This is a genomic window from Microbacterium enclense, assembly GCF_001456955.1.
In the GTDB taxonomy this organism is placed as follows: domain Bacteria; phylum Actinomycetota; class Actinomycetes; order Actinomycetales; family Microbacteriaceae; genus Microbacterium; species Microbacterium enclense.
The window spans coordinates 328400-351071 of sequence record NZ_KQ758468.1 but is presented as its reverse complement, the minus strand read 5'-3'; the positions used below and the strand labels follow the sequence as shown (position 1 = coordinate 351071).

Here is a 22672-nt window from a genome sequence, read left to right as displayed (position 1 = left end):
CGTCCGTGGAACGGCGGGAACGCCTAGGCGCTCCGGCGCTTCTGCGCGAGAACGATGGTCGGCTGGGCACCGTCTTCGACCGCCGCCCGGGTGATGACGACCTTCGCGATGTCGTCCGACGAGGGCACGTCGAACATGATGGGACCGAGCACGTCTTCGAGGATCGCGCGGAGGCCCCGCGCGCCGGTCTTGCGGGCCACGGCGAGGTCGGCGATGGCGCGCAGGGCGTCTTCATCGAACTCCAGCTGCACGCCGTCGAGTTCGAACATGCGCTGGTACTGCTTGACGAGCGCGTTGCGCGGTGCCGTGAGGATCTCCATCAGCGCGTCCTGGTCGAGGGGCGAGACGGATGCCACGACGGGCAGACGACCGATGAACTCGGGGATCAGACCGAACTTGTGCAGGTCTTCGGGAAGCGCCTCGCTGAACAGGTCGGGCGCGTCCTCTTTGCGGTGCAGCGGCGCACCGAAACCGACGCCGTGCTTGCCGACGCGGGCCGAGATGATCTCTTCGAGCCCGGCGAAGGCGCCGGCCACGATGAACAGGACGTTCGTCGTGTCGATCTGGATGAACTCCTGGTGCGGGTGCTTGCGTCCGCCCTGCGGGGGCACCGAGGCGACCGTGCCCTCGAGGATCTTCAGCAGCGCCTGCTGCACGCCCTCGCCCGACACGTCACGCGTGATCGAGGGGTTCTCGGCCTTGCGGGCGATCTTGTCGACCTCGTCGATGTAGATGATGCCGGTCTCGGCGCGCTTGACGTCGAAGTCGGCGGCCTGCAGAAGCTTGAGCAGGATGTTCTCGACGTCTTCGCCGACGTAGCCGGCCTCGGTGAGCGCCGTGGCATCCGCCACCGCGAACGGCACGTTGAGGCGCTTCGCGAGGGTCTGCGCGAGATACGTCTTGCCGCACCCGGTCGGACCGAGCAGCAGGATGTTGCTCTTGGCGATGTCGATCTCTTCGGCCCGGGCCTCGGCCGGCTGCAGGGTGCCGTGGGCGCGCACGCGCTTGTAGTGGTTGTAGACCGCGACGGCGAGGGCGCGCTTGGCGGGCTCCTGGCCGACGACGTACTCCTCGAGGAACGAGAAGATCTCGCGGGGCTTGGGCAGATCGAACTCGGCGACCTCGCCGGCCGACGATTCGGCCATGCGCTCTTCGATGATCTCGTTGCAGAGCTCGACGCACTCGTCGCAGATGTACACGCCGGGACCGGCGATCAGCTGCTGGACCTGCTTCTGGCTCTTGCCGCAGAAGGAGCACTTGAACAGGTCGGCGCTCTCACCGATGCGTGCCATGCCGGTTCCTCCCGTCACCCGGCCCCCGCCGGTGTGTAGACGAGCCTAACCCGAGCCCACGACATACAAGGGCATTTGCGCGCGTCGCGGCGTCATGATCGCCCAGGGCGAAGCTCGGCATCCCGTCCGCCCCCGTTCGCCCGCGCGAGTCGCCAGGAATCGTCGCTTCGGTGGGCCCACGAGCGACAAACACAGGCGATTCACGGGCTTCGGCCCCGTGCACGACGAAGCCCCGCAGACCGAAACGGGTCTGCGGGGCTGGTCGGGGCGCTAACGCGTCAGGCGGTGAGAGCCGCCGGCACACGCTTGCGGGTGGTGAGCACCTGGTCGACGATGCCGTACTCCATCGCCTCGGCGGCGGAGAGGATCTTGTCGCGGTCGATGTCCTTGTTGATCTTCGCGACGTCCTGACCGGTGTGGCGAGCCATCGTCTCTTCGAGCCAGGTGCGCATGCGGAGGATCTCCTGCGCCTGGATCTCGATGTCGGAGGCCTGGCCGTGACCGGCCTCGCCCATGGCGGGCTGATGGATCAGGATGCGGGCGTTCGGCAGAGCGAGTCGCTTGCCGGGGGCGCCGGCGGCGAGCAGGACGGATGCCGCGGAGGCGGCCTGTCCGAGCACGACCGTCTGGATCTGCGGCGAGACGTACTGCATCGTGTCGTAGATCGCCGTCATGGCCGTGAACGAGCCGCCGGGCGAGTTGATGTACATGATGATGTCGCGGTCGGGGTCCTGCGACTCGAGCACGAGCAGCTGGGCCATGACGTCGTCGGCCGAGGCGTCGTCGACCTGTACGCCGAGGAAGATCACGCGATCTTCGAACAGCTTGTTGTACGGGTCCTGGCGTTTGTAGCCGTAGGCCGTGCGCTCCTCGAACTGGGGCAGGACGTAACGGCTGCTCGGCATGTGGGCTGCGGCGCCGCCGAAGGTGGGGATGTTCATGTCGGTGTCCTATTCCTCTCGGCTCAGGCCGCGGTTCCGCCGCCGCCGGTGACGTCGGTGGCGTGCTCGCGCATGTGGTCGACGAAGCCGTACTCGAGGGCTTCTTGAGCGGTGAACCAGCGGTCGCGGTCGCCGTCGGCGTTGATCTGCTCGACGCTCTTGCCGGTCTGGTTCGCGGTGATCTCGGCGAGACGGCGCTTCATGTCGAGGATGAGCTGCGCCTGGGTCTGGATATCGCTCGAGGTGCCGCCGAAGCCGCCGTGCGGCTGGTGCAGGAGCACGCGGGCGTTGGGCGTGATGTACCGCTTGCCCTTGGTGCCGCTGGTCAGCAGCAGCTGCCCCATCGACGCCGCCATGCCGATGCCGACGGTGACGATGTCGTTGGGCACGAACTGCATGGTGTCGTAGATCGCCATGCCGGCCGTGATCGAGCCGCCGGGCGAGTTGATGTAGAGGTAGATGTCCTTCTGCGGGTCTTCGGCTGCGAGCAGCAGGATCTTCGCGCAGATCTCGTTGGCGTTCTCGTCGCGCACCTCGGAACCGAGCCAGATGATGCGGTCCTTCAGCAGCCTGTCGAAGACGCTCGTTGCCATAAGGGGTTCGGGCATTGGTGCTCCTCTTCCGTGATCTGCAATGAATCTACCGGCGCGTTCCGGGGCGGGATGCCGTGTTCGCCGCGGGCGGATCAGCGCGGTTCCTCGGCGATTTCTCGCGCGTATCCGGTCACCGACCGGGTATAGCGCGGCAGATGCGGAGCGAGTGCCTGCAGAGCGATGGATGCCGCCCGCTCCGGCTCTCCGCTCGACACGAGCGCGAGGGCGTAGAAGGCGGCCGTGGCGTCGTGCAGCGCGCCGCGCGGCTCGCGCTCGTACTCCTCGCGGAGGAGCGCGAGGGCCTCGTCGGTCTTGCCGAGGTTGCGGATGGTGCTGGCCAACTGAATCGTCGCCTGCGTGCGGCGGTCCTCGTCGAGGCCGAGAGTCAGCGCGCGGCGGTAAAGCGGTTCCGCCTCGCGCTCGAGCCCGGCCGAGTCGCGGGCGCCGGCGCGCTCGAACAGCGCCACCGCGTCATCCGCGGTCCGCTCCCCCGCCAGCTCGTCGATGCGCCGGATCACCTCGGCCGCATCGAGGTCGCTGTCCGCCCACACGGCATCCACCCTGTCCTGCCAGTCACCCATGGCCCGTCTCCCCTCTTCCTTCCTTCTTCTCTGCTTCGCCTCTGTGCTTCTTCGCCGGCCCCGCCGACGCCCGCCCGGCCTCACACACCTCGCTGACTTGCGGCCTGTGCACGCTCCGTACCCTCTCGCGCGAACACTCGGCGCAAGTCAAGCGCCCGGCGGCGCCGACACCCCGGGACGCCGTCACGCTGACATCTCGACACGCCGCCGTCCCGCTGACTTGCGGCCTGTGCACGCCGAGACCCCCTCCGGGCGAACGCCCGCCGCAAGTCACCGCCCCGGAGGCGCCGACGCCCACACGCCGTCGCGCTGACATCTCGACACGCCGCCGTCCCGCTGACTTGCGGCCTGTGCACGCCGAGACCCCCTCCGGGCGAACACTCGGCGCAAGTCAAGCGCCCGGCGGGTCAACCGCCTGGCGGCGCCGCGACGCCGGCTCGGCGACGCGTCTTCATGCCGCTGAGTTGCGGCCTGTGCGCGCGGGGAACCTCGCCGCGTGAACATTCGCCGCAAGTCAACGCCCCGGAGGCGCCGACGACCCGAGCTGAGTGCCCTGCGACCACAGAACCCGGGAACGACGAAGGGGGCGAATGCCGCAGCATCCGCCCCCTTCTCACGCCTTACTCGCTGTCAGCGGCCTTCTTCTTCGCCGGGGCGCGCTTCTTGGCGGGGGCCTTCTTGGGGGCCTCCGCAGCGGGGGCCTCTTCGGCCTCGACGACGGCGTCGGCGTCGGCCGCGGCGTCGGCGATCTCCTGCGCCTCCTCGACGACCTCGTCTTCTGCTTCGGCGGGCTCTTCGCCCTCGACGGCGACGAAGCCGGTCAGGTCGACGGGCTTGCCGTCGGTGTCGACGACGGTGACCTTGCCGAGCGCGATCGCCAGGGCCTTGTTGCGGGCGACCTCACCGACGAGCTGAGGCAGCTGGTTGCCCTGCTGCAGCGCGTTGACGAAGTCCTGCGGCGCCATGTTGTACTGCGCGGCCGACTGGATGAGGTACTGGGTCAGCTCGTCCTGCGACACCTGCACGTTGGCGTCTTCGGCGATCTTGTCGAGGATCATCTGGGTGCGGAACTGCTTCTCGCTGGCCTCGGTCACCTCGGCGCGGTGCTCGTCGTCTTCGAGACGGTTCTCGCCCTCGAGGTGGTTGTGCACCTCGTCTTCGATGAGCTGCGGCGGAACGGGGATCTCGACGGCGTCGAGGAGAGCCTCGATGAACTTGTCGCGCGCGGCCGAGCCCTGCGTGAAGACCGACTGCTGCGACACGCGCTCGCTCAGCGACTCGCGGAGCTCGCCGATGGTGTCGAATTCGGATGCCATCTGGGCGAAGTCGTCGTCGGCGTCGGGGAGATCGCGCTCCTTGACGGCCTTGATGGTCACGGCCACCTCGGCCTCTTCGCCGGCGTGCTCGCCGCCGACGAGCTTCGAGCGGAACGTGGTCTCTTCGTCGGCCGTGAGCGACTCGATGGCCTCGTCGATGCCCTCGAGCAGCTCGCCGGAACCGATCTCGTACGACACGCCCTCGGCGCGGTCGATCTCGTTGCCGTCGATGGTGGCGACCAGGTCGAGCTCGACGAAGTCACCCGTCTTCGCGGGGCGGTCGACGGTGACGAGCGTGCCGAAGCGGGCGCGCAGACGGTCGAGCTCGGCGTCGATGCCGGCCTCGTCGACCTCGGCGGCGTCCACGGTCACGGTGATCGTGTCGTAGGCGGGAAGCTCGAACTCGGGGCGCACGTCGACCTCGACGTCGACGACCAGGTCGCCGGAGAAGTCCTTGAGCTCGGGGAGCTCGACGATCTCGGCGCTCGGGCGGCCGATCACACGGAGCTCCTGAGCCTCGACGGCCTGGCGGTAGAACCCGTCGAGACCCTCGTTGACGGCATGCTCGATGACCGCGCCGCGGCCCATGCGCTGGTCGATGATGGGCGCGGGCACCTTGCCCTTGCGGAAGCCGGGGATCTGCACGTCTTTCGCGATGTGCTCGTAGGCGTGGGCGATGCTCGGCTTGAGCTCGTCGGGCGAGACCGTGATGTGGAGCTTGACCCGGGTGGGGCTGAGCTTCTCGACGGTGCTGTTGACCATGCGGTTCGTTCTCCTCGTGTGGCCCGCGCGCACGCGGGGGCCGGCTAGGCCTGTGGTCTGTGGGGCCGTGACGTCGGGGCGACAGGATTTGAACCTGCGGCCTCCCGCTCCCAAAGCGGGCGCTCTACCAAGCTGAGCTACGCCCCGGGGCGGCGCGCGGCACGCGCCGACGAAACGACCGCTGAAAGTCTAGTCGATCGGCCTGAGCGCGCAGGTCTCGGCACACAGGATCGGATGCCGACCGGCGCGGGTCGCGTTCGCACCACCCCTGCGCGTGTCGTAGAGTGGTCGAGTTCGAGTTCGTCGTCCGCCTCAGGATGCCGAAATTCGGGGCTGTAGCTTAGTGGTAAAGCCTCTGTCTTCCAAACAGATGATGCGAGTTCGATTCTCGTCAGCCCCTCCACACGCCGCGTGACGGCTCATCCTCTCCGGAAGGACTCCGGCAGCACGACGTTGTCGCCGACATCCGCGAAGAATCGCGCGACCTGTTCGGGGCGATAGCCGGCGATGCCGCAGCCCACCTCGGTCACGAGGAACCGCAGCTCCGGGCGGTCGGCCGCGAAGGCGACGAACCGGCGCGCCTGCTCCTCGAACACATCGAGGCCCGACATCGTGTCGATGCCGTACGACTGACCCTGCAGCCCCTCGCCCTGTCCCCAGACGGCGCCGAAGCGGTCGTACGCGAACCGCGCCGCGCCGCCTCCGTGCGCGCCGGAAGCGTTCGATCCGAAGACGAAGATCTCGCCGGGCTGGAGCGTCGTGATGTGCATGGCGGGAGCCTATGGACGCCGACGACGCCCGAGAAGGGGGTTCACGCGCCGTCCCCGAGAAGCTCCTGAACCGGCGCCGCGGCCCCGTGCCGCTCGGTGTGCGCGAGATACGTCTGGGCGTTGCGCAGGATCTTCTCCCGCTCCTCGTCGGTGAGTGCCCGCCGCACCTTGGCGGGCACGCCGGCGACGAGCGAGCCGGCCGGCACCACGGTGCCCTCGAGCACGACCGCTCCCCCGGCCACGAGGCATCCTGGTCCGATCTCGGCACCCGAGAGCACGACGCTGCCCATGCCGATCAGCGACCCGTCGCCGATGGTGCACCCGTGCACGACGGCGTTGTGACCCACCGACACGTCGGCCCCGATGCGCACCGGACGCCCGGCGTCGACGTGCACCGACACGTTGTCTTGCAGGTTGCTGCGCGCACCGACCGTGATCGACGCGCTGTCACCGCGGAGCACGGCGTTGTACCAGACGCTGGCTCCCTCGCCGAGGTGCACCTCGCCCACGATCCGGGCACCGGATGCCACGAACGCCGAGGCGGCGACGACAGGGATCGCGTCGGGGAGGGTTAGCACGGCGGCATCCGGGGCGATCGTCATGCGCCGACCCTATCGGGGTGCACCGATATGAGCCCTCAAGGAAGGTGAGGATTGCCTATTCACCAGGTATTTAGCCGAGCCTCATCTTGCTTGCGGAATGCTCCCACGTGAGTAGCGTTGCATCCATCGAGACTTCGAACGTCGCCTAAGGAGCAGAAAATGAGCACCGTTCAGACCCCCGCCGCCACCACCGTCGACCCCACGATGGCCGCCGGCACCGCCCAGTTCCTCTCCCCCGTCGTGATCGGCCTCGAGGCCCTCGTCGTCAACGGCAAGCAGGCCCACTGGCACGTGCGCGGCTCGAACTTCATCGGCGTGCACGAGCTGCTCGACTCGGTCGTCGCTCACGCACAGGACTGGGCCGACCTGGCCGCCGAGCGCATCGTCGCCCTGGGTCTGCCGATCGACTCGCGCCTGTCGACGGTCGCCGCCAAGGCCAAGGCCACCGAGGTGCCCGCCGGGTTCGCGCAGTCCGACGTCGTCATCCGCGCCGTCATCGCCGACATCGACGCCGTGCTCGTCGACCTCGAGGCCGCCATCGAGGGCCTCAACGAGGTCGACATGTCGAGCCAGGACGTCGCGATCGAGATCAAGCGCGGCCTCGACAAGGACCGCTGGTTCCTCTTCGCGCACCTCGCCGCGTAAGCGTTCTTCACACGACGGGGGCGGTGCTTCGGCACCGCCCCCGTCGTCGTTCGGCCTCGCGAGAGTCGCCAAGAATCGTCGCTCTTCGCGGGTCGGAAGCGACAATTCCTGGCGACTCACGCCTCGAGGCAGGCGCGCACGGACTCACGCGCTGTGGGTCACGCGACCGGCGAGCAGCGTCGTGCGGACGGGCATGGCGCGAAGGCCCCGCTCGTCAGCGGTCAGCGGATCGGCGTCGACGATGACGAGGTCGGCCAGGGCACCGGGCGAGATCTCGGCCGGAGCCGTCGACCCGCCCGACGTGGATGCCGCGATGGCCGTGCCGATGTCGACCCGCTGATGCGGCTGCCAGGCGTCGCGTCCGTCGCGCGTGCGGAACACCGCCGAGGCGATCGCCGCCCAGGGGTCGAGAGGGGCCACCGGGGCGTCGGACCCGAAGCGGACGTTGGCGCCGCTGTCGACCAGGGCCCGCAGAGGGTAGGGCTGCGCGGACTGCTCTGCCCAGATGGCATCCGTCATGTCGCGGTCGTCGAGCGCATGCTCGGGCTGCACGCTCGCAGCGACCCCGAGGCGGGCGAAGCGCGGGATGTCGGCGTGAGCGACGAGCTGCGCGTGCTCGATGGTGCCCACGGCACCGCTCAGGGCGTAGGCGTCGAGGGCGTGCGCGTTCGCGACGTCGCCGATCGCGTGGATCGCGCACTCGATGCCCGCGGCCGTGGCGCGCGTCATCATCTCGACGAGCTCGTCGGGCGCGACCGTCAACAGACCGTGGTTGCCGACATCGCCCGGGTAGTGGTGCGCGCAGGCGGCGGTGCGTGTGCCGAGCGACCCGTCGGTGATGGCCTTCAGCGGTCCGACGCAGATGAGATCGTTCACCGCTCCGCGCACGAGGTCGCCCGTGCGCAGCCCTTCGGCGATCGCCCGGTCGAGGTCCTGCGGGTAGGTGCCGTACGAGACGCGCAGCGCATCGAAGCCGCGCGCGGCCCGGCGCTGCCACGGCTCGTCGTTCCAGGTCATGTCGAGATCGACCATTCCCACGACGCCGCGGGCGGCCGCTGCGCGCGCCATGCGCTCCACGGCCCCGTCGGCGATCTCGGGTGCGACGGCGTTGAGTCGCCGCGAAATCTCGAACGCGTCCTCCTCGCGCAGCACACCGGATGCCACCGGGTCGGAGCCCTCACGCCGGAAGGCGGCGCTGTTCATCCACACGCTGTGCACGTCGGCGTTGATCAGGTACGTCGGCACGTCGCCCGTCGCCGCATCCAGGATCGCCAACGCGGTCTCGTCGGGCCAGAGGCCGTCGCGGAACCCCGTCCCGACGCGGCATCCGTCGCGCACTGGCGCCGCACCCATGACTGCGGCGGCCTCACGGGCGGACGACACGTCGCCGAGGGGCACACGATCGGCGACCAGCGCCCACTGGAGGGCATGCACGTGATGGTCCCAGAGCCCCGGGAGCAGCCACCCGCCCTGGCCGTCGACCACGACCCCCGTCGGGCGGAGGTTGCCGGTGGGGGCGATGTCGGCGATGCGGCCGCCGGCGATGACGATGTCGACGGGTTCGTCGGTCGGCAGGAACTCACGGCCCGGGCCCGCGACACGCACCGCGCGGATGAAACCCGCGCTCTCGCCGATCACGGGCGCACCCGCGCGTCGGCGGCCCGGCGCATCTCGGCGGCGAGGTCGTCGCGCCCCTCGGCGGTCAGACCGTCGATGATGGTCTCGACCACCTCGGGCGAGCGGTTCTGGCTCAGCTTGCGCTTGGCGGTGACGCGCATCGGCGTCAGCCGGAACCCGACCGTCCCCCGTTCGAGGCGCTCCACGAAGGCCGCGTCGTTCGGCAGGGTGTACAGGCCGCGGGCGTCGTCGCCGTCGCCCTCGAACCGGTCGACCAGGCGCTCGAGCACCCGCAGGTTCTCGTCGGGCGTGAGAAGTTCCGGGATGCCGCTCAGGTGCGCCGACACGAAGTTCCACGTCGGCACCGCGGCGACGTCGCCGTACCACCGCGGCGTGATGTACCCGTGCGGCCCCTGCACGATCACGAGCAGCTCGCGATCGCCGAGACCGAGGATGAGGTCGTCAGGCTTGCCGACGTGTCCGACGATGGTGAGGTCGTCGCGGTCGTCGTCGAGCATGACGGCGTAGTGAGAGGCGACGAGGCCGTCGTCGGTCTGGCTGACGAGGGTGACCCACGGGTGGAGGTCGATGAGACGGCGGATCTCGCCGACGTCGGTCATCGCGAAGCTCGGGTTCTGACGCACCGGATCAGCCTAGATCGCCGGTCCCGGTGGCTTCGACAGGCTCAGCCACCTTCCCACCCAGGTCCCTGAGCCTGTCGAAGGGACCGGGACTGACATGGTCACGCCTGACAGTTCGGGCACCAATAGAGCTTGCGCCCCGCCGCCTCTTCCATCAGCACCGTCGTCCCGCAGACGCGGCAGGGCAGACCCGCACGGTGATAGACCCAGTGCCGGTCGTCGCGATGGGCCATGGCGCGGCGATACGCCTCGGGGTCGAGGTCGTCCATCGTCATCATCTGCCCGGTCTCGACGCCGATCGGCAGCAGCCGCGCCCAGTCGCGCCAGACGCCGCGGACGACCTCCTCGGGCACGTCACGGCCCGGCGTGTGCGGATTCTGCCGCGCGCGGAACAGCAGCTCGGCGCGGTACACGTTGCCGATGCCGCTGACCACGGCCTGGTCCATCAACAGCAGCCCGATGGCCGTGGGCTTCTTCTTCACCGTCGCGGTGAAGCGCTCCTCACCCTCGTCGACGTCGTCGACGAGCGGGTCGGGCCCGAGCTTCGCGATCGTCGCCACGACCTCGTCGGGCGTCTGCAGCACGCACGCCGTCGGTCCACGGAGGTCGGCACAGGTCGTCTCGGTGAGCAGGCGCAGGCGCACGGCACCGACGACCGGCGGCGGCCACTCTGTCTGCTCCTCGAGTCCGGTGGTCTGCTCCGACATGCGCACGCGCGCCCGCCGCGGGGCCCCGATCGAGCTGAGGGAGTTCTCGCCGGCGGCATCCATGATCGGCGCGTCGTCGAGGACGGTACCTCGCTGGTTCGTCTGTCCCATGCGTCCGTTGGAGGACGCGATCGTCGCGTCGACCGAGACGTCGCCCGCGAAGTCCCATGCGCCGTACATGCCGAGGTGCACCCGCAGCCAGACGTCGCCGTCGAAGCGCAGGAACATCTGCTTCGCCACGGCGCGCACCTCGAGCGCCTCGCGTCCGTCGATGACGGCGGCGCCCTCGACGAATCGGCCCTGAGGACTGGATGCCGCGACCGTGCGGCCCACGATGTTGCGCTCGAACTGCCGCGCGATGCGGTGGACGGAATGCCCTTCGGGCATCAGCCTGCCTCGGGGTCGAACGAGTCGCTCGCGTCGGTCATGGTGTTCTCGGAGTGGCCGGCGCGCGGGTCGGGCAGCAATGCGCCGTCCTGCTCGTATGCGGCGAGCTGGCCGATACGGCGCGCGTGGCGCTCCTCACCCGAGAACGGCGTGGCGATGAAGCGGTCGATGAACGACGCGGCCTCGTCGAACGTGTGCTGGCGGGCTCCGATCGAGATGACGTTGGCGTCGTTGTGCTCGCGGGCGAGCTCGGCGGTCGAGATGTTCCACACGAGGGCCGCGCGAACGCCGAGCACCTTGTTGGCGGCGATCTGCTCGCCGTTGCCCGAACCGCCCAAGACGACGCCGAGCGCCTCGACGCCGGCGGCCTGGTCGCGTACGACCGCCTGGGCGGCGCGGATGCAGAACGCCGGGTAGTCGTCGAGGGGGTCGTACTCGATCGGCCCGTGGTCGATCACCTCGTGCCCCTGTGCGGCGAGGTGGTGCTGGATCTGGGTCGAGAATTCAAGGCCGGCGTGATCCGTGCCGAGGTGGATGCGCATGCCGCAAGTCTATTGAGACGGTCCGACGTCGCGGGCGGACATGACGACGGCTGAGCCCGTCATCCGCTCTCGCTATGCTGCGCTCTGGCGCGTCACGGACTCCTCGCGCGAAACGAGCTCTCCCCCGCTGAAAGGCCCCGATGACCATTGCCGCTCACGAGGCCACTCCCTTCCCCGACGGTCGATTCGCGACGGTCGCGGACCGTCGCGAAGGGTACGACCAGCTCGCCCTCCTCATCCGCAGCACGGTGTCCGCGCCGCGCATGGCAGTGGATGCCACTGTCGTCGTCGGCTGCGCCCTGCTCGTTCTGACGGCATCGGTCGTCGGCGCTCCGCTCCTGCAGTGGTACGCCCTCGGGGGCGCCGCGGTATGGGCGGTCCTGCGACTGCACGGCGCCCGCCGCGCGGCGGTGGACTTCGTCGCGAGAGCCGACGAGCCGGCGACGATGATGTCGCCGGAAGAACGGGGGTCGCTGCCTCCGTCATTGATGGCGCCGTGCGATGCCCGCACACTCGCCGAACTCGATGCGATCGTCCGCGCGCTGCACGCACCGCCCCTGCGAGTGCTCCCCTGGATCGCTTCCGTTTTTTACATGGTGGCGCTCGCACTGCTGATCGCCGCCGTGGTGTCGATACAGGACACGGGCGCGAGCGAGCTCTCTGCGGCCCTGCTCGGCATCGCCGCGGCGGCGTGCGTCCCGGTCGGGGTCTGGACGACGTTCGTCTGGGCCAACCAACGCGCCATCGAGGCCGTCTTCAGACAGGTCGACGCGGTCATCGAGAACGACGCCCTCCCTGTCGGCGAACTGCCCGACGACGCCGCGGTGCGTCTCGGGGACGACGGCCGGGTCGTGGTGGTGCGCGAACGTCTTCGGCGATCTTTCCGGCCGCGCACGCGACCCGCACGTCGGCCATCGGTGGCACCGGCTCTCGTGATTTCCGGAATGCTGGCGGCGAGCGCCCTCTGCCACGTCGTCTTCTTGCTGGTGTGAAACGACGGTGCCGCCCGCCCCGCGAAGGGAACGGGCGGCACCGGGGAGCGTCAGGGGCGCAGGCCCGCCGCGACGGGCTTGAAGCCGGCGCGGATGTTCTCGCAGCACCCGGGGCGGCACACGTCGTACCAGGGACCGAGGTCGGTGAGCGACGGACGCTCGGCCTTGGGCGTACCCTTCAGGCGCTCCTCGACGAGGTCGATCAGACCGGAGACGTAGGCCGGGTCGATGCCGGGCGTCGGGGTGCGCACGGCCTTGATGCCGGCCTCCTCTGCGGCCTCCATCGCCTCGGTGTCGAGGTCCCAGAGCACCTCCATGTGATCGCTGACGAAGCCGAGCGGCACGATGACGACCGCCTCGGCACCGCGGCCGGGGAGCTCGGCGATGACGTCGTTGACGTCGGGCTCGAGCCACGGCTGCGTGGGCGGGCCCGAACGCGACTGGTAGACGAGCTCCCACTCGACGTCGGCGACGGCGGCGGCCACCTCGGCCATGACGAAGGCGGCGACGGCCTTGTGCTGCGCGGCGTAGGCGCCGCCCTCGCCGAAATCGACGTCGCGCGGGCCGGAGCGCTCGGCATCGGCGGTGGGGATGGAGTGGGTGGAGAAGAGCACGCGGATCTTCTCGGGCGCGATGCCTTTCGCGACGAAGGCCGACACGGCATCCGTCACACCCCGCACGAACGTGGTGACGAAGCCGGGGTGGTCGAAGAACTGACGCACCTTGTCGATGGTCACCGTCTCGCCGAGCCCGGTCGCCTCGAGCACGCGCGCATAGTCCTCGCGGTACTGACGGCAGCTCGAGAACGAGCTGTAGGCACTCGTCGCGATCGCGATGAGGGTGGTGTCGCCGGCCTCTGCGGCTTCGGTGACGGCCTCTTCAAGATAAGGCTCCCAGTTGCGGTTGCCCCAGTACACCGGAAGGTTCAGGCCGCGCTTCGCGATCTCTTCTTCCAGGGCCGCCTTCAGCTCGCGGTTGTGCTGGTTGATCGGGCTCACCCCGCCGAAGTGCCGGTAGTGGTGGGCGACCTCTTCGAGGCGCTCGTCGGGGATCCCGCGTCCGCGCGTGACGTTGCGGAGGAAGGGGATGACGTCGTCCTGACCCTCGGGTCCGCCGAAGCCGGCGAGGAGGATGCCGTCGTAGGCGACGGGCGTCTCGACCCATTTGGGTCCGGATGCCGCTGCGGGCGAGGCGTAGAGGACGGTCTCAGCGTTGGTGTCCGTGTCGGTCGTGCTCACGGTGCAATCCTCCCACCTGGCCGGGACGGCCGGACGCGGGTTGTCTCGTGACTAGGCTTATCTGGTTGTCATCGTCGCCGACGGCGCTCGTCGTCACCCGCGTCCGCGCTCGTTCGCGTCGATTCCGCCCTCATCCCCGGGAGAACGCCAGTGCCAGGAGAGAACCTCACCCGCATCGAACCGCAGGAGCGTCGCGCGATCGTCGACACCCGCGCGTACGACGTGCAGCTCGACCTCACCCGCGGAGACGAGGTGTTCACCTCGCGCACGACCGTCACCTTCGCCGCGACCGAGGGGGCGTCGACGTTCATCGACCTCATCGCGCGCACCGTCCACTCCGTGACGCTGAACGGCCGCTCGCTCGACCCCGCGTCGGTGTTCGCCGACTCCCGCATCGCGCTCGAGGGCCTGGCATCCGAGAACGAGCTCATCGTCGAGGCCGATTGCGAGTACACCAACACGGGTGAGGGCCTGCACCGCTTCGTCGACCCCGTCGACGGCGAGGTCTACCTCTACTCGCAGTTCGAGGTGCCCGACTCCCGCCGCATGTACACGGTCTTCGAGCAGCCCGACCTGAAGGCCGCGTTCACGTTCTCGGTCACGGCGCCCGCGCGCTGGAAGGTCGTGTCCAACTCCCCTACGCCCGAACCGGTCGCGCTCGACGGCGACACCGCGCGCTGGGACTTCCCCGCCACCCCGCGCATCTCGTCGTACATCACCGCCCTGGTCGCCGGCCCGTACGAGGCCACCTACAGCGAGCTCACCAGCGCCGACGGCCGCGTCATCCCGCTCGGCGTCTTCGCCCGCAAGAGCCTGTGGCAGTACCTCGACGCCGACTACGTGTTCGAGAAGACGCGCCAGGGCTTCGCGTACTTCGAGGAGAAGTTCGGCTTCCCCTACCCCTTCGCCAAGTACGACCAGCTCTTCGTGCCCGAGTTCAACGCGGGCGCCATGGAGAACGCCGGCGCGGTGACCTTCACCGAGACCTACGTCTTCCGCTCCAAGGTGACGGATGCCGTCAAGGAGCGCCGCGTCGTCACGATCCTGCACGAACTGGCCCACATGTGGTTCGGCGACCTCGTGACCATGAAGTGGTGGAACGACCTGTGGCTGAACGAGTCGTTCGCCGAGTGGGCCTCCACCATCGCCACCGCCGAGGCCACCGAGTGGGAGGCGGCCTGGACCACCTTCAACGCGATGGAGAAGACCTGGGCCTACCGTCAGGACCAGCTCCCCTCGACCCACCCGGTCGTCGCCGAGATCAACGACCTCGAAGACGTGCAGGTGAACTTCGACGGCATCACGTACGCCAAGGGCGGCTCGGTGCTCAAGCAGCTCGCCGCGTGGGTGGGCATCGAGCAGTTCTTCGCCGGTGTCGCGGCGTACTTCCAGAAGCACCAGTGGTCGAACACCGAGGTCGGTGACCTGCTCACCGAGCTCGAGACCACGAGCGGACGCGATCTGGGCGACTGGGCGAAGAAGTGGCTCGAGACGGCGGGCGTCAACACCCTGACCCCGCTCATCGAAGAGGGTGCCGACGGCTCCATCTCGCGCTTCGCGATCGTGCAGACGGCCCCGGCCGACTACCCCACGATCCGCCCGCACCGCCTCGGAATCGGCTTCTACTCGCTGAACGACGCCGGAGCCCTCGAGCGCGTGCACCAGGTCGAGCTCGACGTCGACGGCGACCGCACCGAGGTCGCGGAGCTGCGCGGCATCCGTCGCCCCGACCTCGTGCTGCTCAACGACGACGACCTCGCCTACGCGAAGATCCGTCTCGACGAGCGTTCGCTCGCCACGGCGATCGCCCACCTGAAAGACATCTCCGACCCCCTCGCCCGCTCGCTCGTCTGGGGCGCGGCGTGGGATCAGACCCGGGATGCCGAAGCCTCGGCCACCGACTACCTCGACCTCGTGCTGCAGAACATCGGCTCCGAGACCGAGTCGACGACGGTGCGCACGACGCTCGCCCAGTTGCAGCTCGCCGCGAACTCCTATGTCGCTCCGGCGACCCGCGACGCCGCGCGCGAGCGCGTCGCCGACGGTCTGTGGGAGCTCGCCCGGGCGGCCGAGGCCGGAAGCGACAGCCAGCTGCAGTTCGTCACGGCGTTCGCGTCGGCGGCATCCACTCCGGCGCATGCCGAGACGGTGCGCGCCCTGCGTGACGGTGACGCGACGCTCGAGGGACTCGAGATCGACACCGACCTGTCGTGGCAGCTGCTGATCTCGCTCGCCTCCGCGGGCGTGGCGACCGAGGCCGACATCGAGGCCGCGCGCGCCGCCGACAACACCGCCAAGGGCGGGGAGTTCGCGGCGACCGCCTTCGCTGCCCTCCCCTCCCGCGAGGCGAAGCAGAAGGCGTGGAGCTCGCTGATCGACTCCGCCGACGCGCCGAACACCATCGTGCGCGCCACCGCCGCCGGTTTCACCCACCCTGCGACCGTCGACGCGCTCGCCGACTTCGTCGAGCCCTACTTCGCGATGCTGCTGCCGATCTGGGAGTCGCGCAGCTACCAGATCGCGCAGTACCTCATCGTGGGTCTCTACCCCGCAGGCCTCGCGAACACGGGCCTTCGCGACGCGACACGCGCGTGGCTGTCGCAGCACGCCGATGCCGCTCCCGCGCTCCGTCGCCTGGTCGGCGAGAACCTCGCCGGTGTCGAGCGCGCCCTCGCCGTGCAGGAGCGCGACGCGCAGTAAGCACCACCCCTCGGATGCCCTCTCCCCTCGGGGAGGGGGCATCCGTCGTTCGCGAGGATCATCCTCTCGTCGCGCCCGGGTCATCCCCGCGGAGGACGACCCGGGGAGGGGCCGCTTCCTAGCGTGGAAGCATGATCGTTGCAGACAACCTCACCAAGAGATACGGCGCCAAGACCGCGGTCGACGGCGTCTCGTTCACCGTCGCCCCCGGCCGGGTGACCGGGTTCCTCGGGCCGAACGGCGCGGGCAAGTCCACGACGATGCGCATGATCGTCGGCCTCGACCGACCCACGGCCGGCCGCGTCACCGTCGGCGGCCACGACTACCGGCACCTGCGCTCGCCCCTCACCGAGGTCGGCGTGCTGCTGGACGCGAAAGCCGTGCACACGGGACGCTCGGCCCGCAACCACCTCCGAGCCATGGCCGCGACGCACGGCATCGGCCGCGCGCGCGTCGACGAGGTCATCGAGCTCACCGGCATCGGTTCGGTCGCCGGCAAGCGCGCGGGCGGCTTCTCGCTCGGCATGGGGCAGCGCCTCGGCATCGCCGCCGCGCTGCTCGGCGACCCGCACACGCTCATCCTCGACGAGCCGGTCAACGGCCTCGACCCCGAGGGTGTGCGCTGGGTACGTCAGTTCGTGCGTCACCTCGCCGCGGAGGGGCGGACGGTTCTGCTGTCCAGCCACCTCATGAGCGAGATGTCGCAGACGGCCGACCACGTGATCGTGCTCGGGCGGGGACGGGTGCTGGCCGACGCCTCGCTGGCCGACCTCGTCAACTCCTGGACGACCACGACGCTTCTCGTCCGCTCGCCACGCCTGTCCGACCTCGTCACAGCCCTCCAGATCCCGGATGCCACCGTCTCGGCGCTCGAGCCCGGTGCGGCGCAGATCACGGGGGTCACGGCCCAGACCGTCGGCGACCTCGCCGCCCGGCACGGCATCCCCCTCTACGAACTCACCCCGCGCAGCGGCTCGCTCGAAGACGCCTACCTCGCCCTGACCGACGACTCGGTCGAATACAAGACCAAGGAGATCGCATGACCGCCCTCGCCGCGGCGCCCACCCGCGCCGCTCATCACGCCGCCCACCGCCTGAGCTTCGCTCACCTGCTGCGCAGCGAGGCGATCAAGGTGCTGACGCTGCGCTCCACGTGGTGGTCGCTCGGCATCACGGCGGCCCTGTCGATCGGCGTGGCGCTCATGATCGCCGCGGCCGCCGCCGATTACGACGGCTTCGCCGCGGTGAACGTCGTTCTCATGCCCACGCAATTCACGATGCTCGTCGCCGGGATCCTGGGCGCCATCGTCGTCACCGGCGAGTACTCGACCGGCATGATCCGTTCGACGCTGACCGCGCAGCCCCGCCGCGGAGCGGTGCTGCTGTCGAAGGCCGTCGTCGTCTCGCTCGTCATGGCCGCCACCACGGTGGTCACCTACGCCGCGGCGATCCTTCTGACCGCCCCGCTGCTGACGACCGGGATCGACTGGTCCGACCCCGCGCAATCGACCGTGCCCCTGCTGTTCGGCGTGCTGTCGATGGTGGTCTTCACCCTCCTCGGACTCGGATTCGGCTTCGTCATCCGCGCGGGCGCCGGTGCGATCGCGGCGACGGTGGGCGTGCTGTTCGTCCTGCCCATCGTGGTGTCGCTGTTCACCTTCGGCGGCCCGAACTGGCAGTGGATGGTCGATCTCGGCGCCTACCTGCCCGCCAGTGCCGCCTCCGACCTGACCACTCCCGGTGCCGAGATCGGTGCCAACCTTGTGACCCTGCTCGCGTGGGCCGCGGGACCGCTGCTGCTGGGATGGGTGGCGCTGCGCTCCCGCGACGCCTGACCCCTCCTCCCCCGCCCCGTCACACGGACGGATGCCTCGACGCTCAGCCGGCGCCGAGGCATCCGTCGTTACCCTGGATCCGATGTTCGTTCTCGCCGAAGCCACCCCCACCCCGTCACCCGCCATCACGTCTCCCGGCGATTTCGCCAATCTCGACACGTGGACGTGGATCGGCGGCCGTCTGCTCGAATTCGGCGGCACGATGCTGCGGGTCCTCGGCATCATCATCGGCGTGGCCGTCGCCGCCTGGATCCTGCGCGTGGTCATCCGTCGCGTCGTCGACCGCATCGTCAACGGAGCGAAGAGCAAGGCCCGTGTCGACGACACGCAGGCGCTCGACCGCTCGCCCCTCAACGCCGTCCGTCTCGTCCAGCGCACCCGCACGCTCGGCACCATCCTGCAGAACATCGTCAACGTCATCCTCGTCATCGTGGCGCTGGTGTGGATCGCGGGGATCGTCGCCCCCGACGCCCTGGCATCCCTCACGTTGCTGACGGCGGCGATCGGTGCCGGCCTGGGCTTCGGCGCGCAGAACATCGTCAAAGACGTGCTCAACGGCATCTTCATCGTCGCCGAAGACCAGATCGGCATCGGCGACGTCGTCGACCTGGGCCTGGCCACCGGCATCGTGGAGTTCGTCAGCGTGCGCATCACCCATGTGCGCGACGTCAACGGCACGCTCTGGTACGTACGCAACGGCGAGATCACCCGCATCGGCAACATGTCGCAGGGATGGTCGCGGGTGATCATCGACCTCGCCGTCCCCGTGGATGCCGACCTCGACGACGTCGAGAAGGCCATGCTCGACGCGGCGAAGGCGATGGCGAAAGAGAACAAGTGGCGCTCGCGCATCATCGAGCAGCCCGAGATCTGGGGCCTGGAGTCGATCGGCGGCGACGCGCTCGTCATCCGGCTCGTGATGAAGACCCGCTCGAGTGCGAAAGACGACGTCGCCCGCGAGCTGCGCGCCCGCCTCAAGCGCGCCATCGACGAACTCGGCATCGCCCTGCCGCACCTCAACTCCATCGTCCTCACCGGAGCCGAAGGCGCGCAGAGCGTCCGAGGCGCGAACCCGCCGAAGACGAAGGAGACGCCGGTCGCAGCGGATGCCGCCCGCCCGGTGTGGAAGCCCCGCCGTCGCAGCAAGCCCCTCGCCTCCGCCGCGCCCGACGACGAGGCCGATCCCGCACCTCGGAAGAAGACGGTCCGCGACGCGGCGCCCACCACGGCGGTGGATCTACCCGGGGCGGACACGCCCAAGCCCACGCCCCCGGCCGTCCGCTCCGACGAAGAAGGCACCTCATGAGCGAGCCCGTCAGCTTCTACGACCAGGTCGGCGGCATGGACACGTTCCGCCGTCTCGTCGACACGTTCTACCGCGGCGTCGCCTCCGACGAGGTGCTGAAACCCATGTACCCCGAAGAAGATCTCGGACCCGCGGCCGAACGCCTGACGCTCTTCCTCGCGCAGTACTGGGGCGGGCCGACCACCTACGGCGAGACGCGTGGGCATCCACGCCTTCGCATGCGCCATATGCCGTTCCATGTCGACCCCGACGCGCGCGACCGCTGGCTGCGGCACATGCGCGTCGCCGTCGACGAGCTGGCCCTTCCGCCGGCGTTCGAAGCGCCGCTGTGGGACTACCTCGAACGCGCCGCGTACGCCATGGTGAACACGTTCGAGCCGCGCGGCATCGGGCCCCAGCAGAACGGCCGTCCCGACACCGGGCTGCCGATCCGCTCAGCCGACTGAAGGCCGCCCGGGTTCCGGTCGCCGGCACGGCCACCGACCCGGCCACCCGCGAATCGCGGGTCGTCGCGGGCTCAGCGTCCGAGGAAGTCGCCGAACCCGGGGATGTCGAGGTTCGACAGGCTCTCGCCGAAGCCGCTGATGTGGTCGCCGGCGCCGTTCACGGCATCCTGGGCCCCGCCGGCCCACTCGCCCGCGGCGCCCAGGTCGACGCCCTCGGCGAGCGACGCGAGATCGACGCCCGATGCCAGACCCTCGAGGTCGACGCCGTCCGCGAGCCCGGCGAAGTCGACGCCCATCTGGCCCGCCTGCGCGAGCAGGGGCCCCGCGACGGCGCTGACGACGGCCCCGCCGGCGACCGCGGCCAAGAGCCCGCCCGCGCCGACGACGCCCGCGCCGATGAGCCCCCCGCGGCCGGCACGCGCGAGCAAGGTCGACATGCGCCCGGGGCGCGCAGCCTCGGCGCGTGCCGCGGTGCGAGCGAGGTCGTCAGCGCTGTCGGAGCGCGGACGCTCGTGGGGAGCGAGGTCGGCATCCATCCGCTCCCGCACGTGCGCGCGCTGCGCGGGCGTCAAGCGGGCGAAGGCCTCGCGATGCATCTGCTCGACACGGTCGGGGTCGGCCGTCCGCAGCAGATAGTCGTATCGGGCGATAGCGGCGCGGTCCTCGGACGAGAGGCGCGCGGACGAACCGGATGACGCGGGCGGGGCGTAGCGCGAGGTCGATGGCGCCGTTCGCGGCGCAGCGCCGGGGGCGTCGGTGCGGCGGTCGCCCGTCACGGCGTCAGCCGCCGAGCGCACCATGTCGCGCCAGTCCTTCCCGCCGCCCGTTCCCGACGGGCGGGGAGACGACGAGGACGACGCCTTGTCGACGGCCTTCGAGGCGAGCGAGATGAGACGGGAGAGGGAGACCATGGGCGGACCTTTCGACGGGCAGCGCGCGGCTGCGACGTCAAGGTCTCCTCCGCCCGGGCCGGACCGATGCACCCGGAGACCAACGGTGGCCTCGTGATGACGGATGCATCGCGACGGGAGTACTCCCCTTGCGAGCTTCAGCGTATGGCGGCCACCTATGCGCTTGCTGGATCAGCTCCCGGTGGCACGGACGGGCGTGAGCCCCGACCGCACCGGACCGCGCACCAGCACGTGACCACGCGCGAGCGTGACTCGTGTCCACGCGCCGCTCGTGCGCACCGCGGCGGACTCGCCGCCCGCGATGAACCCGAGCGCGAACGCCGCGAACGCGGTTCCGAGCGGCAGCCCGCCCAGTGCGTCGTCGGGTTGCCCCCACACCTGTGCCCGCACCGCCCGCACGACGTCCTCCCCCGCGTTCGCCGGGAGAGCGTCGGCGACAGCCGCGACCCCGTACTGGGCACGGGATGCCAGGACGGCGGCGTCGATGGCATCCGTCTGCTCCCAGCCGCCCCGCGGCGGCGAGATGCCGGCCCACGCCGGTGACGTCGCGGTTTCGGGCAGCACGACGGCCTGGGCGTCGTCGGGTGCGGGGAGGAGGGCTGCGGCATCCACGACGAGGTCGCACTCGAGCTCGGGATCGATGGCCGACACCCGCAGCCCCAGCACCGTGGGGGTGGTGTCGAACAGGCCGCGCGGGGCGAGGGGTGCGGCGGTGGTGACGAGGACGCCCGCGTCGGCGCGGAGGCGCACCGTCCCGTCGCCGAGACGGATCGCGCGGGACGCGAAGGTGAGCAGGTCGGCTGCCGCCTGCGGATCGGGGAACAACAGACGCGCGGACACCCGCCCTAAACTACCAAGCGGTGCGGACCCGCCGTACCGGAACGGAGTCAGCGTGACCGACGCCCTCGATCCCGTGGCGTCGTTGCTCGCCGTGCTCGACCTCCGCGATGCCGGAGCCCGCACCACCGAGGACATCTTCACCGGGGTGTCGCAGCCCATGCCCTTCGGCCGCGTCTACGGCGGGCAGGTGCTCGCGCAATCGATCGTCGCAGCCTCGCGCACGCTCTCTCCCGAGCGCACGGTGCACTCGATGCACGGGTACTTCCTGCGTCCGGGTGACCCGGCCGACGGCATCACGTTCTCGGTGGACCGCATCCACGACGGCCGCTCGTTCTCGACGCGACGCACGCAGGCGTATCAGGCGGGCGTGCCGATCTTCTCGATGATCGCGTCGTTCCAAGACGAAGACCCGGGCCTCGAGCACGCGGAGCCCATGCCCGACGGCATCCCGCAGCCCGAAGACCTGCCCGCGTTCGACATCGAGGGTCTGCACCCGCTGAGTCGCCGCATGTTCTCGGAGCGGCCGGTCGACGTGCTGCACGTGCCGTCGCCGTTGTATACGTCGGTCGAGGGACCCCACGTACCGCGTCAGGCCGTGTGGATGCGCACGCGCCGGGCCCTCCCCGACGACCCTGCGGTGCATCGTGCCGCGCTGGCGTACCTCAGCGATCTGACGATCCAGGAGTCGATCCTGCGCGCGCACGGCGTGGCCTGGAACACCCTGGGCCTGAAGGTCGCGAGCCTCGACCACGCGATGTGGTGGCACCGACCCGGGCGCGTGGACGAGTGGCTGCTCTACGTGCAGGAGTCGCCCACCGCACGCGGCGGCCGAGGCCTGTCGACCGGACGCATCTACACGCGCGACGGCGTGCTCGTCGCCAGCGTCGCGCAGGAGGTCATGGTGCGCGTCCCGCGCGACTGACTCCGGATGCCGCCGTCGCGCCGAGCGAGTGAGATCGAGCTCGGCGTGAAACCGTCGGTCACGTCGCGCGCCACCGCATCCCCGTCG

Annotated in this window: 22 protein-coding genes and 2 tRNA genes; 9 read left to right on the top strand and 15 right to left on the bottom strand. The window is 70.0% G+C overall.

The genetic code is table 11. The features are described from left to right. Window positions 1–23: 23 nt before the first annotated feature. The 6 genes from clpX to AS029_RS05055 form a co-directional block, all read right to left on the bottom strand. Window positions 24–1292 (bottom strand): ATP-dependent Clp protease ATP-binding subunit ClpX, encoded by a 1269-nt coding sequence (gene clpX / locus AS029_RS05080; protein ID WP_058231495.1) that lies wholly within the window; start codon window positions 1290–1292, stop codon window positions 24–26. A gap of 278 nt (window positions 1293–1570) precedes the next feature. Then, complete coding sequence (locus tag AS029_RS05075) at window positions 1571–2233, bottom strand: ATP-dependent Clp protease proteolytic subunit (RefSeq protein ID WP_058231494.1); 663 nt, start codon at window positions 2231–2233, stop codon at window positions 1571–1573. Between the two features lie 23 nt (window positions 2234–2256). Next, window positions 2257–2841, bottom strand: coding sequence for an ATP-dependent Clp protease proteolytic subunit (locus tag AS029_RS05070; protein WP_058231493.1), 585 nt, complete (start codon window positions 2839–2841; stop codon window positions 2257–2259). Window positions 2842–2918: 77 nt separating this feature from the next. After that, complete coding sequence (locus AS029_RS05065; RefSeq protein WP_058231492.1) at window positions 2919–3407, bottom strand: tetratricopeptide repeat protein; 489 nt, start codon at window positions 3405–3407, stop codon at window positions 2919–2921. Window positions 3408–4027: 620 nt separating this feature from the next. After that, window positions 4028–5485 carry a trigger factor gene (gene tig, locus AS029_RS05060; RefSeq protein WP_058231491.1) on the bottom strand — a complete coding sequence of 486 codons (1458 nt, stop codon included), beginning with the start codon at window positions 5483–5485 and terminating at the stop codon, window positions 4028–4030. Window positions 5486–5558: 73 nt separating this feature from the next. After that, window positions 5559–5632, bottom strand: a tRNA-Pro gene (locus AS029_RS05055). A gap of 182 nt (window positions 5633–5814) precedes the next feature. Between AS029_RS05055 and AS029_RS05050 the strand changes: the two genes are divergently transcribed. Next, window positions 5815–5888: transfer RNA gene (locus tag AS029_RS05050), tRNA-Gly, on the top strand. 16 nt (window positions 5889–5904) lie between these two features. Here AS029_RS05050 and AS029_RS05045 read toward each other — a convergent pair. After that, a complete protein-coding gene (locus AS029_RS05045; protein WP_058231490.1) occupies window positions 5905–6255 on the bottom strand; it encodes an A1S_2505 family phage non-structural protein in 351 nt (116 codons plus the stop codon). Window positions 6256–6296: 41 nt separating this feature from the next. Beyond that, window positions 6297–6857, bottom strand: a complete 561-nt coding sequence (locus tag AS029_RS05040) for a gamma carbonic anhydrase family protein (protein WP_058231489.1) — start codon at window positions 6855–6857, stop codon at window positions 6297–6299. Between the two features lie 159 nt (window positions 6858–7016). Here AS029_RS05040 and AS029_RS05035 point away from each other — a divergent pair, with 159 nt between their 5' ends. After that, window positions 7017–7502: a Dps family protein gene (locus tag AS029_RS05035; RefSeq protein ID WP_058231488.1), complete on the top strand. Its 486-nt coding sequence runs from the start codon at window positions 7017–7019 to the stop codon at window positions 7500–7502. Between the two features lie 144 nt (window positions 7503–7646). Here AS029_RS05035 and AS029_RS05030 read toward each other — a convergent pair whose 3' ends face one another. The 4 genes from AS029_RS05030 to AS029_RS05015 form a co-directional block, all read right to left on the bottom strand. Continuing rightward, entirely contained in the window at window positions 7647–9140 is a 1494-nt protein-coding gene (locus AS029_RS05030; protein ID WP_058231487.1) for an amidohydrolase, read from the bottom strand. After that, on the bottom strand, window positions 9137–9763 hold the full coding sequence (locus tag AS029_RS05025; RefSeq protein ID WP_175456632.1) for an FMN-binding negative transcriptional regulator: 627 nt from the start codon (window positions 9761–9763) through the stop codon (window positions 9137–9139). Before AS029_RS05025 ends, AS029_RS05030 begins: the two co-directional genes overlap by 4 nt. A gap of 98 nt (window positions 9764–9861) precedes the next feature. Next, the gene (locus tag AS029_RS05020) at window positions 9862–10854 is read right to left on the bottom strand and encodes an Fpg/Nei family DNA glycosylase (protein WP_058231486.1); all 993 of its coding nucleotides are present in this window, start codon (window positions 10852–10854) and stop codon (window positions 9862–9864) included. Then, entirely contained in the window at window positions 10854–11396 is a 543-nt protein-coding gene (locus AS029_RS05015) for a ribose-5-phosphate isomerase (protein WP_058231485.1), read from the bottom strand. The genes AS029_RS05020 and AS029_RS05015 overlap by 1 nt, the downstream gene beginning before the upstream one ends. 140 nt (window positions 11397–11536) lie before the next feature. Between AS029_RS05015 and AS029_RS05010 the strand changes: the two genes are divergently transcribed. Next, entirely contained in the window at window positions 11537–12388 is an 852-nt protein-coding gene (locus AS029_RS05010; protein WP_058231484.1) for a hypothetical protein, read from the top strand. Window positions 12389–12438: 50 nt separating this feature from the next. Here AS029_RS05010 and AS029_RS05005 read toward each other — a convergent pair whose 3' ends face one another. Further along, complete coding sequence (locus tag AS029_RS05005) at window positions 12439–13626, bottom strand: ferrochelatase (protein ID WP_058231483.1); 1188 nt, start codon at window positions 13624–13626, stop codon at window positions 12439–12441. A 150-nt stretch (window positions 13627–13776) separates the two neighbouring features. On the opposite strand from AS029_RS05005, the gene pepN reads away from it, so the two are divergent. From pepN to AS029_RS04980, 5 genes are all read left to right on the top strand, one after another. Continuing rightward, a complete protein-coding gene (gene pepN, locus AS029_RS05000) occupies window positions 13777–16326 on the top strand; it encodes an aminopeptidase N (protein WP_058231482.1) in 2550 nt (849 codons plus the stop codon). A 131-nt stretch (window positions 16327–16457) separates the two neighbouring features. Beyond that, window positions 16458–17369, top strand: a complete 912-nt coding sequence (locus AS029_RS04995) for an ABC transporter ATP-binding protein (protein ID WP_058231481.1) — start codon at window positions 16458–16460, stop codon at window positions 17367–17369. Continuing rightward, window positions 17366–18160: an ABC transporter permease subunit gene (locus AS029_RS04990; RefSeq protein ID WP_058231480.1), complete on the top strand. Its 795-nt coding sequence runs from the start codon at window positions 17366–17368 to the stop codon at window positions 18158–18160. Before AS029_RS04995 ends, AS029_RS04990 begins: the two co-directional genes overlap by 4 nt. 82 nt (window positions 18161–18242) lie before the next feature. Beyond that, complete coding sequence (locus AS029_RS04985) at window positions 18243–19466, top strand: mechanosensitive ion channel family protein (protein WP_058231479.1); 1224 nt, start codon at window positions 18243–18245, stop codon at window positions 19464–19466. Next, complete coding sequence (locus AS029_RS04980; RefSeq protein WP_058231478.1) at window positions 19463–19912, top strand: globin; 450 nt, start codon at window positions 19463–19465, stop codon at window positions 19910–19912. Before AS029_RS04985 ends, AS029_RS04980 begins: the two co-directional genes overlap by 4 nt. Before the next feature lie 71 nt (window positions 19913–19983). On the opposite strand, the gene AS029_RS04975 is transcribed toward AS029_RS04980, so the two are convergent. Together AS029_RS04975 and AS029_RS04970 are read right to left on the bottom strand one after the other, a co-directional pair. Beyond that, window positions 19984–20823: a hypothetical protein gene (locus tag AS029_RS04975; RefSeq protein ID WP_058231477.1), complete on the bottom strand. Its 840-nt coding sequence runs from the start codon at window positions 20821–20823 to the stop codon at window positions 19984–19986. Between the two features lie 171 nt (window positions 20824–20994). Further along, the gene (locus AS029_RS04970) at window positions 20995–21663 is read right to left on the bottom strand and encodes a DUF8185 domain-containing protein (RefSeq protein WP_058231476.1); all 669 of its coding nucleotides are present in this window, start codon (window positions 21661–21663) and stop codon (window positions 20995–20997) included. Between the two features lie 52 nt (window positions 21664–21715). On the opposite strand from AS029_RS04970, the gene AS029_RS04965 reads away from it, so the two are divergent. Beyond that, complete coding sequence (locus AS029_RS04965) at window positions 21716–22585, top strand: acyl-CoA thioesterase (protein WP_228375879.1); 870 nt, start codon at window positions 21716–21718, stop codon at window positions 22583–22585. The last annotated feature ends 87 nt before the right edge of the window (window positions 22586–22672 follow it).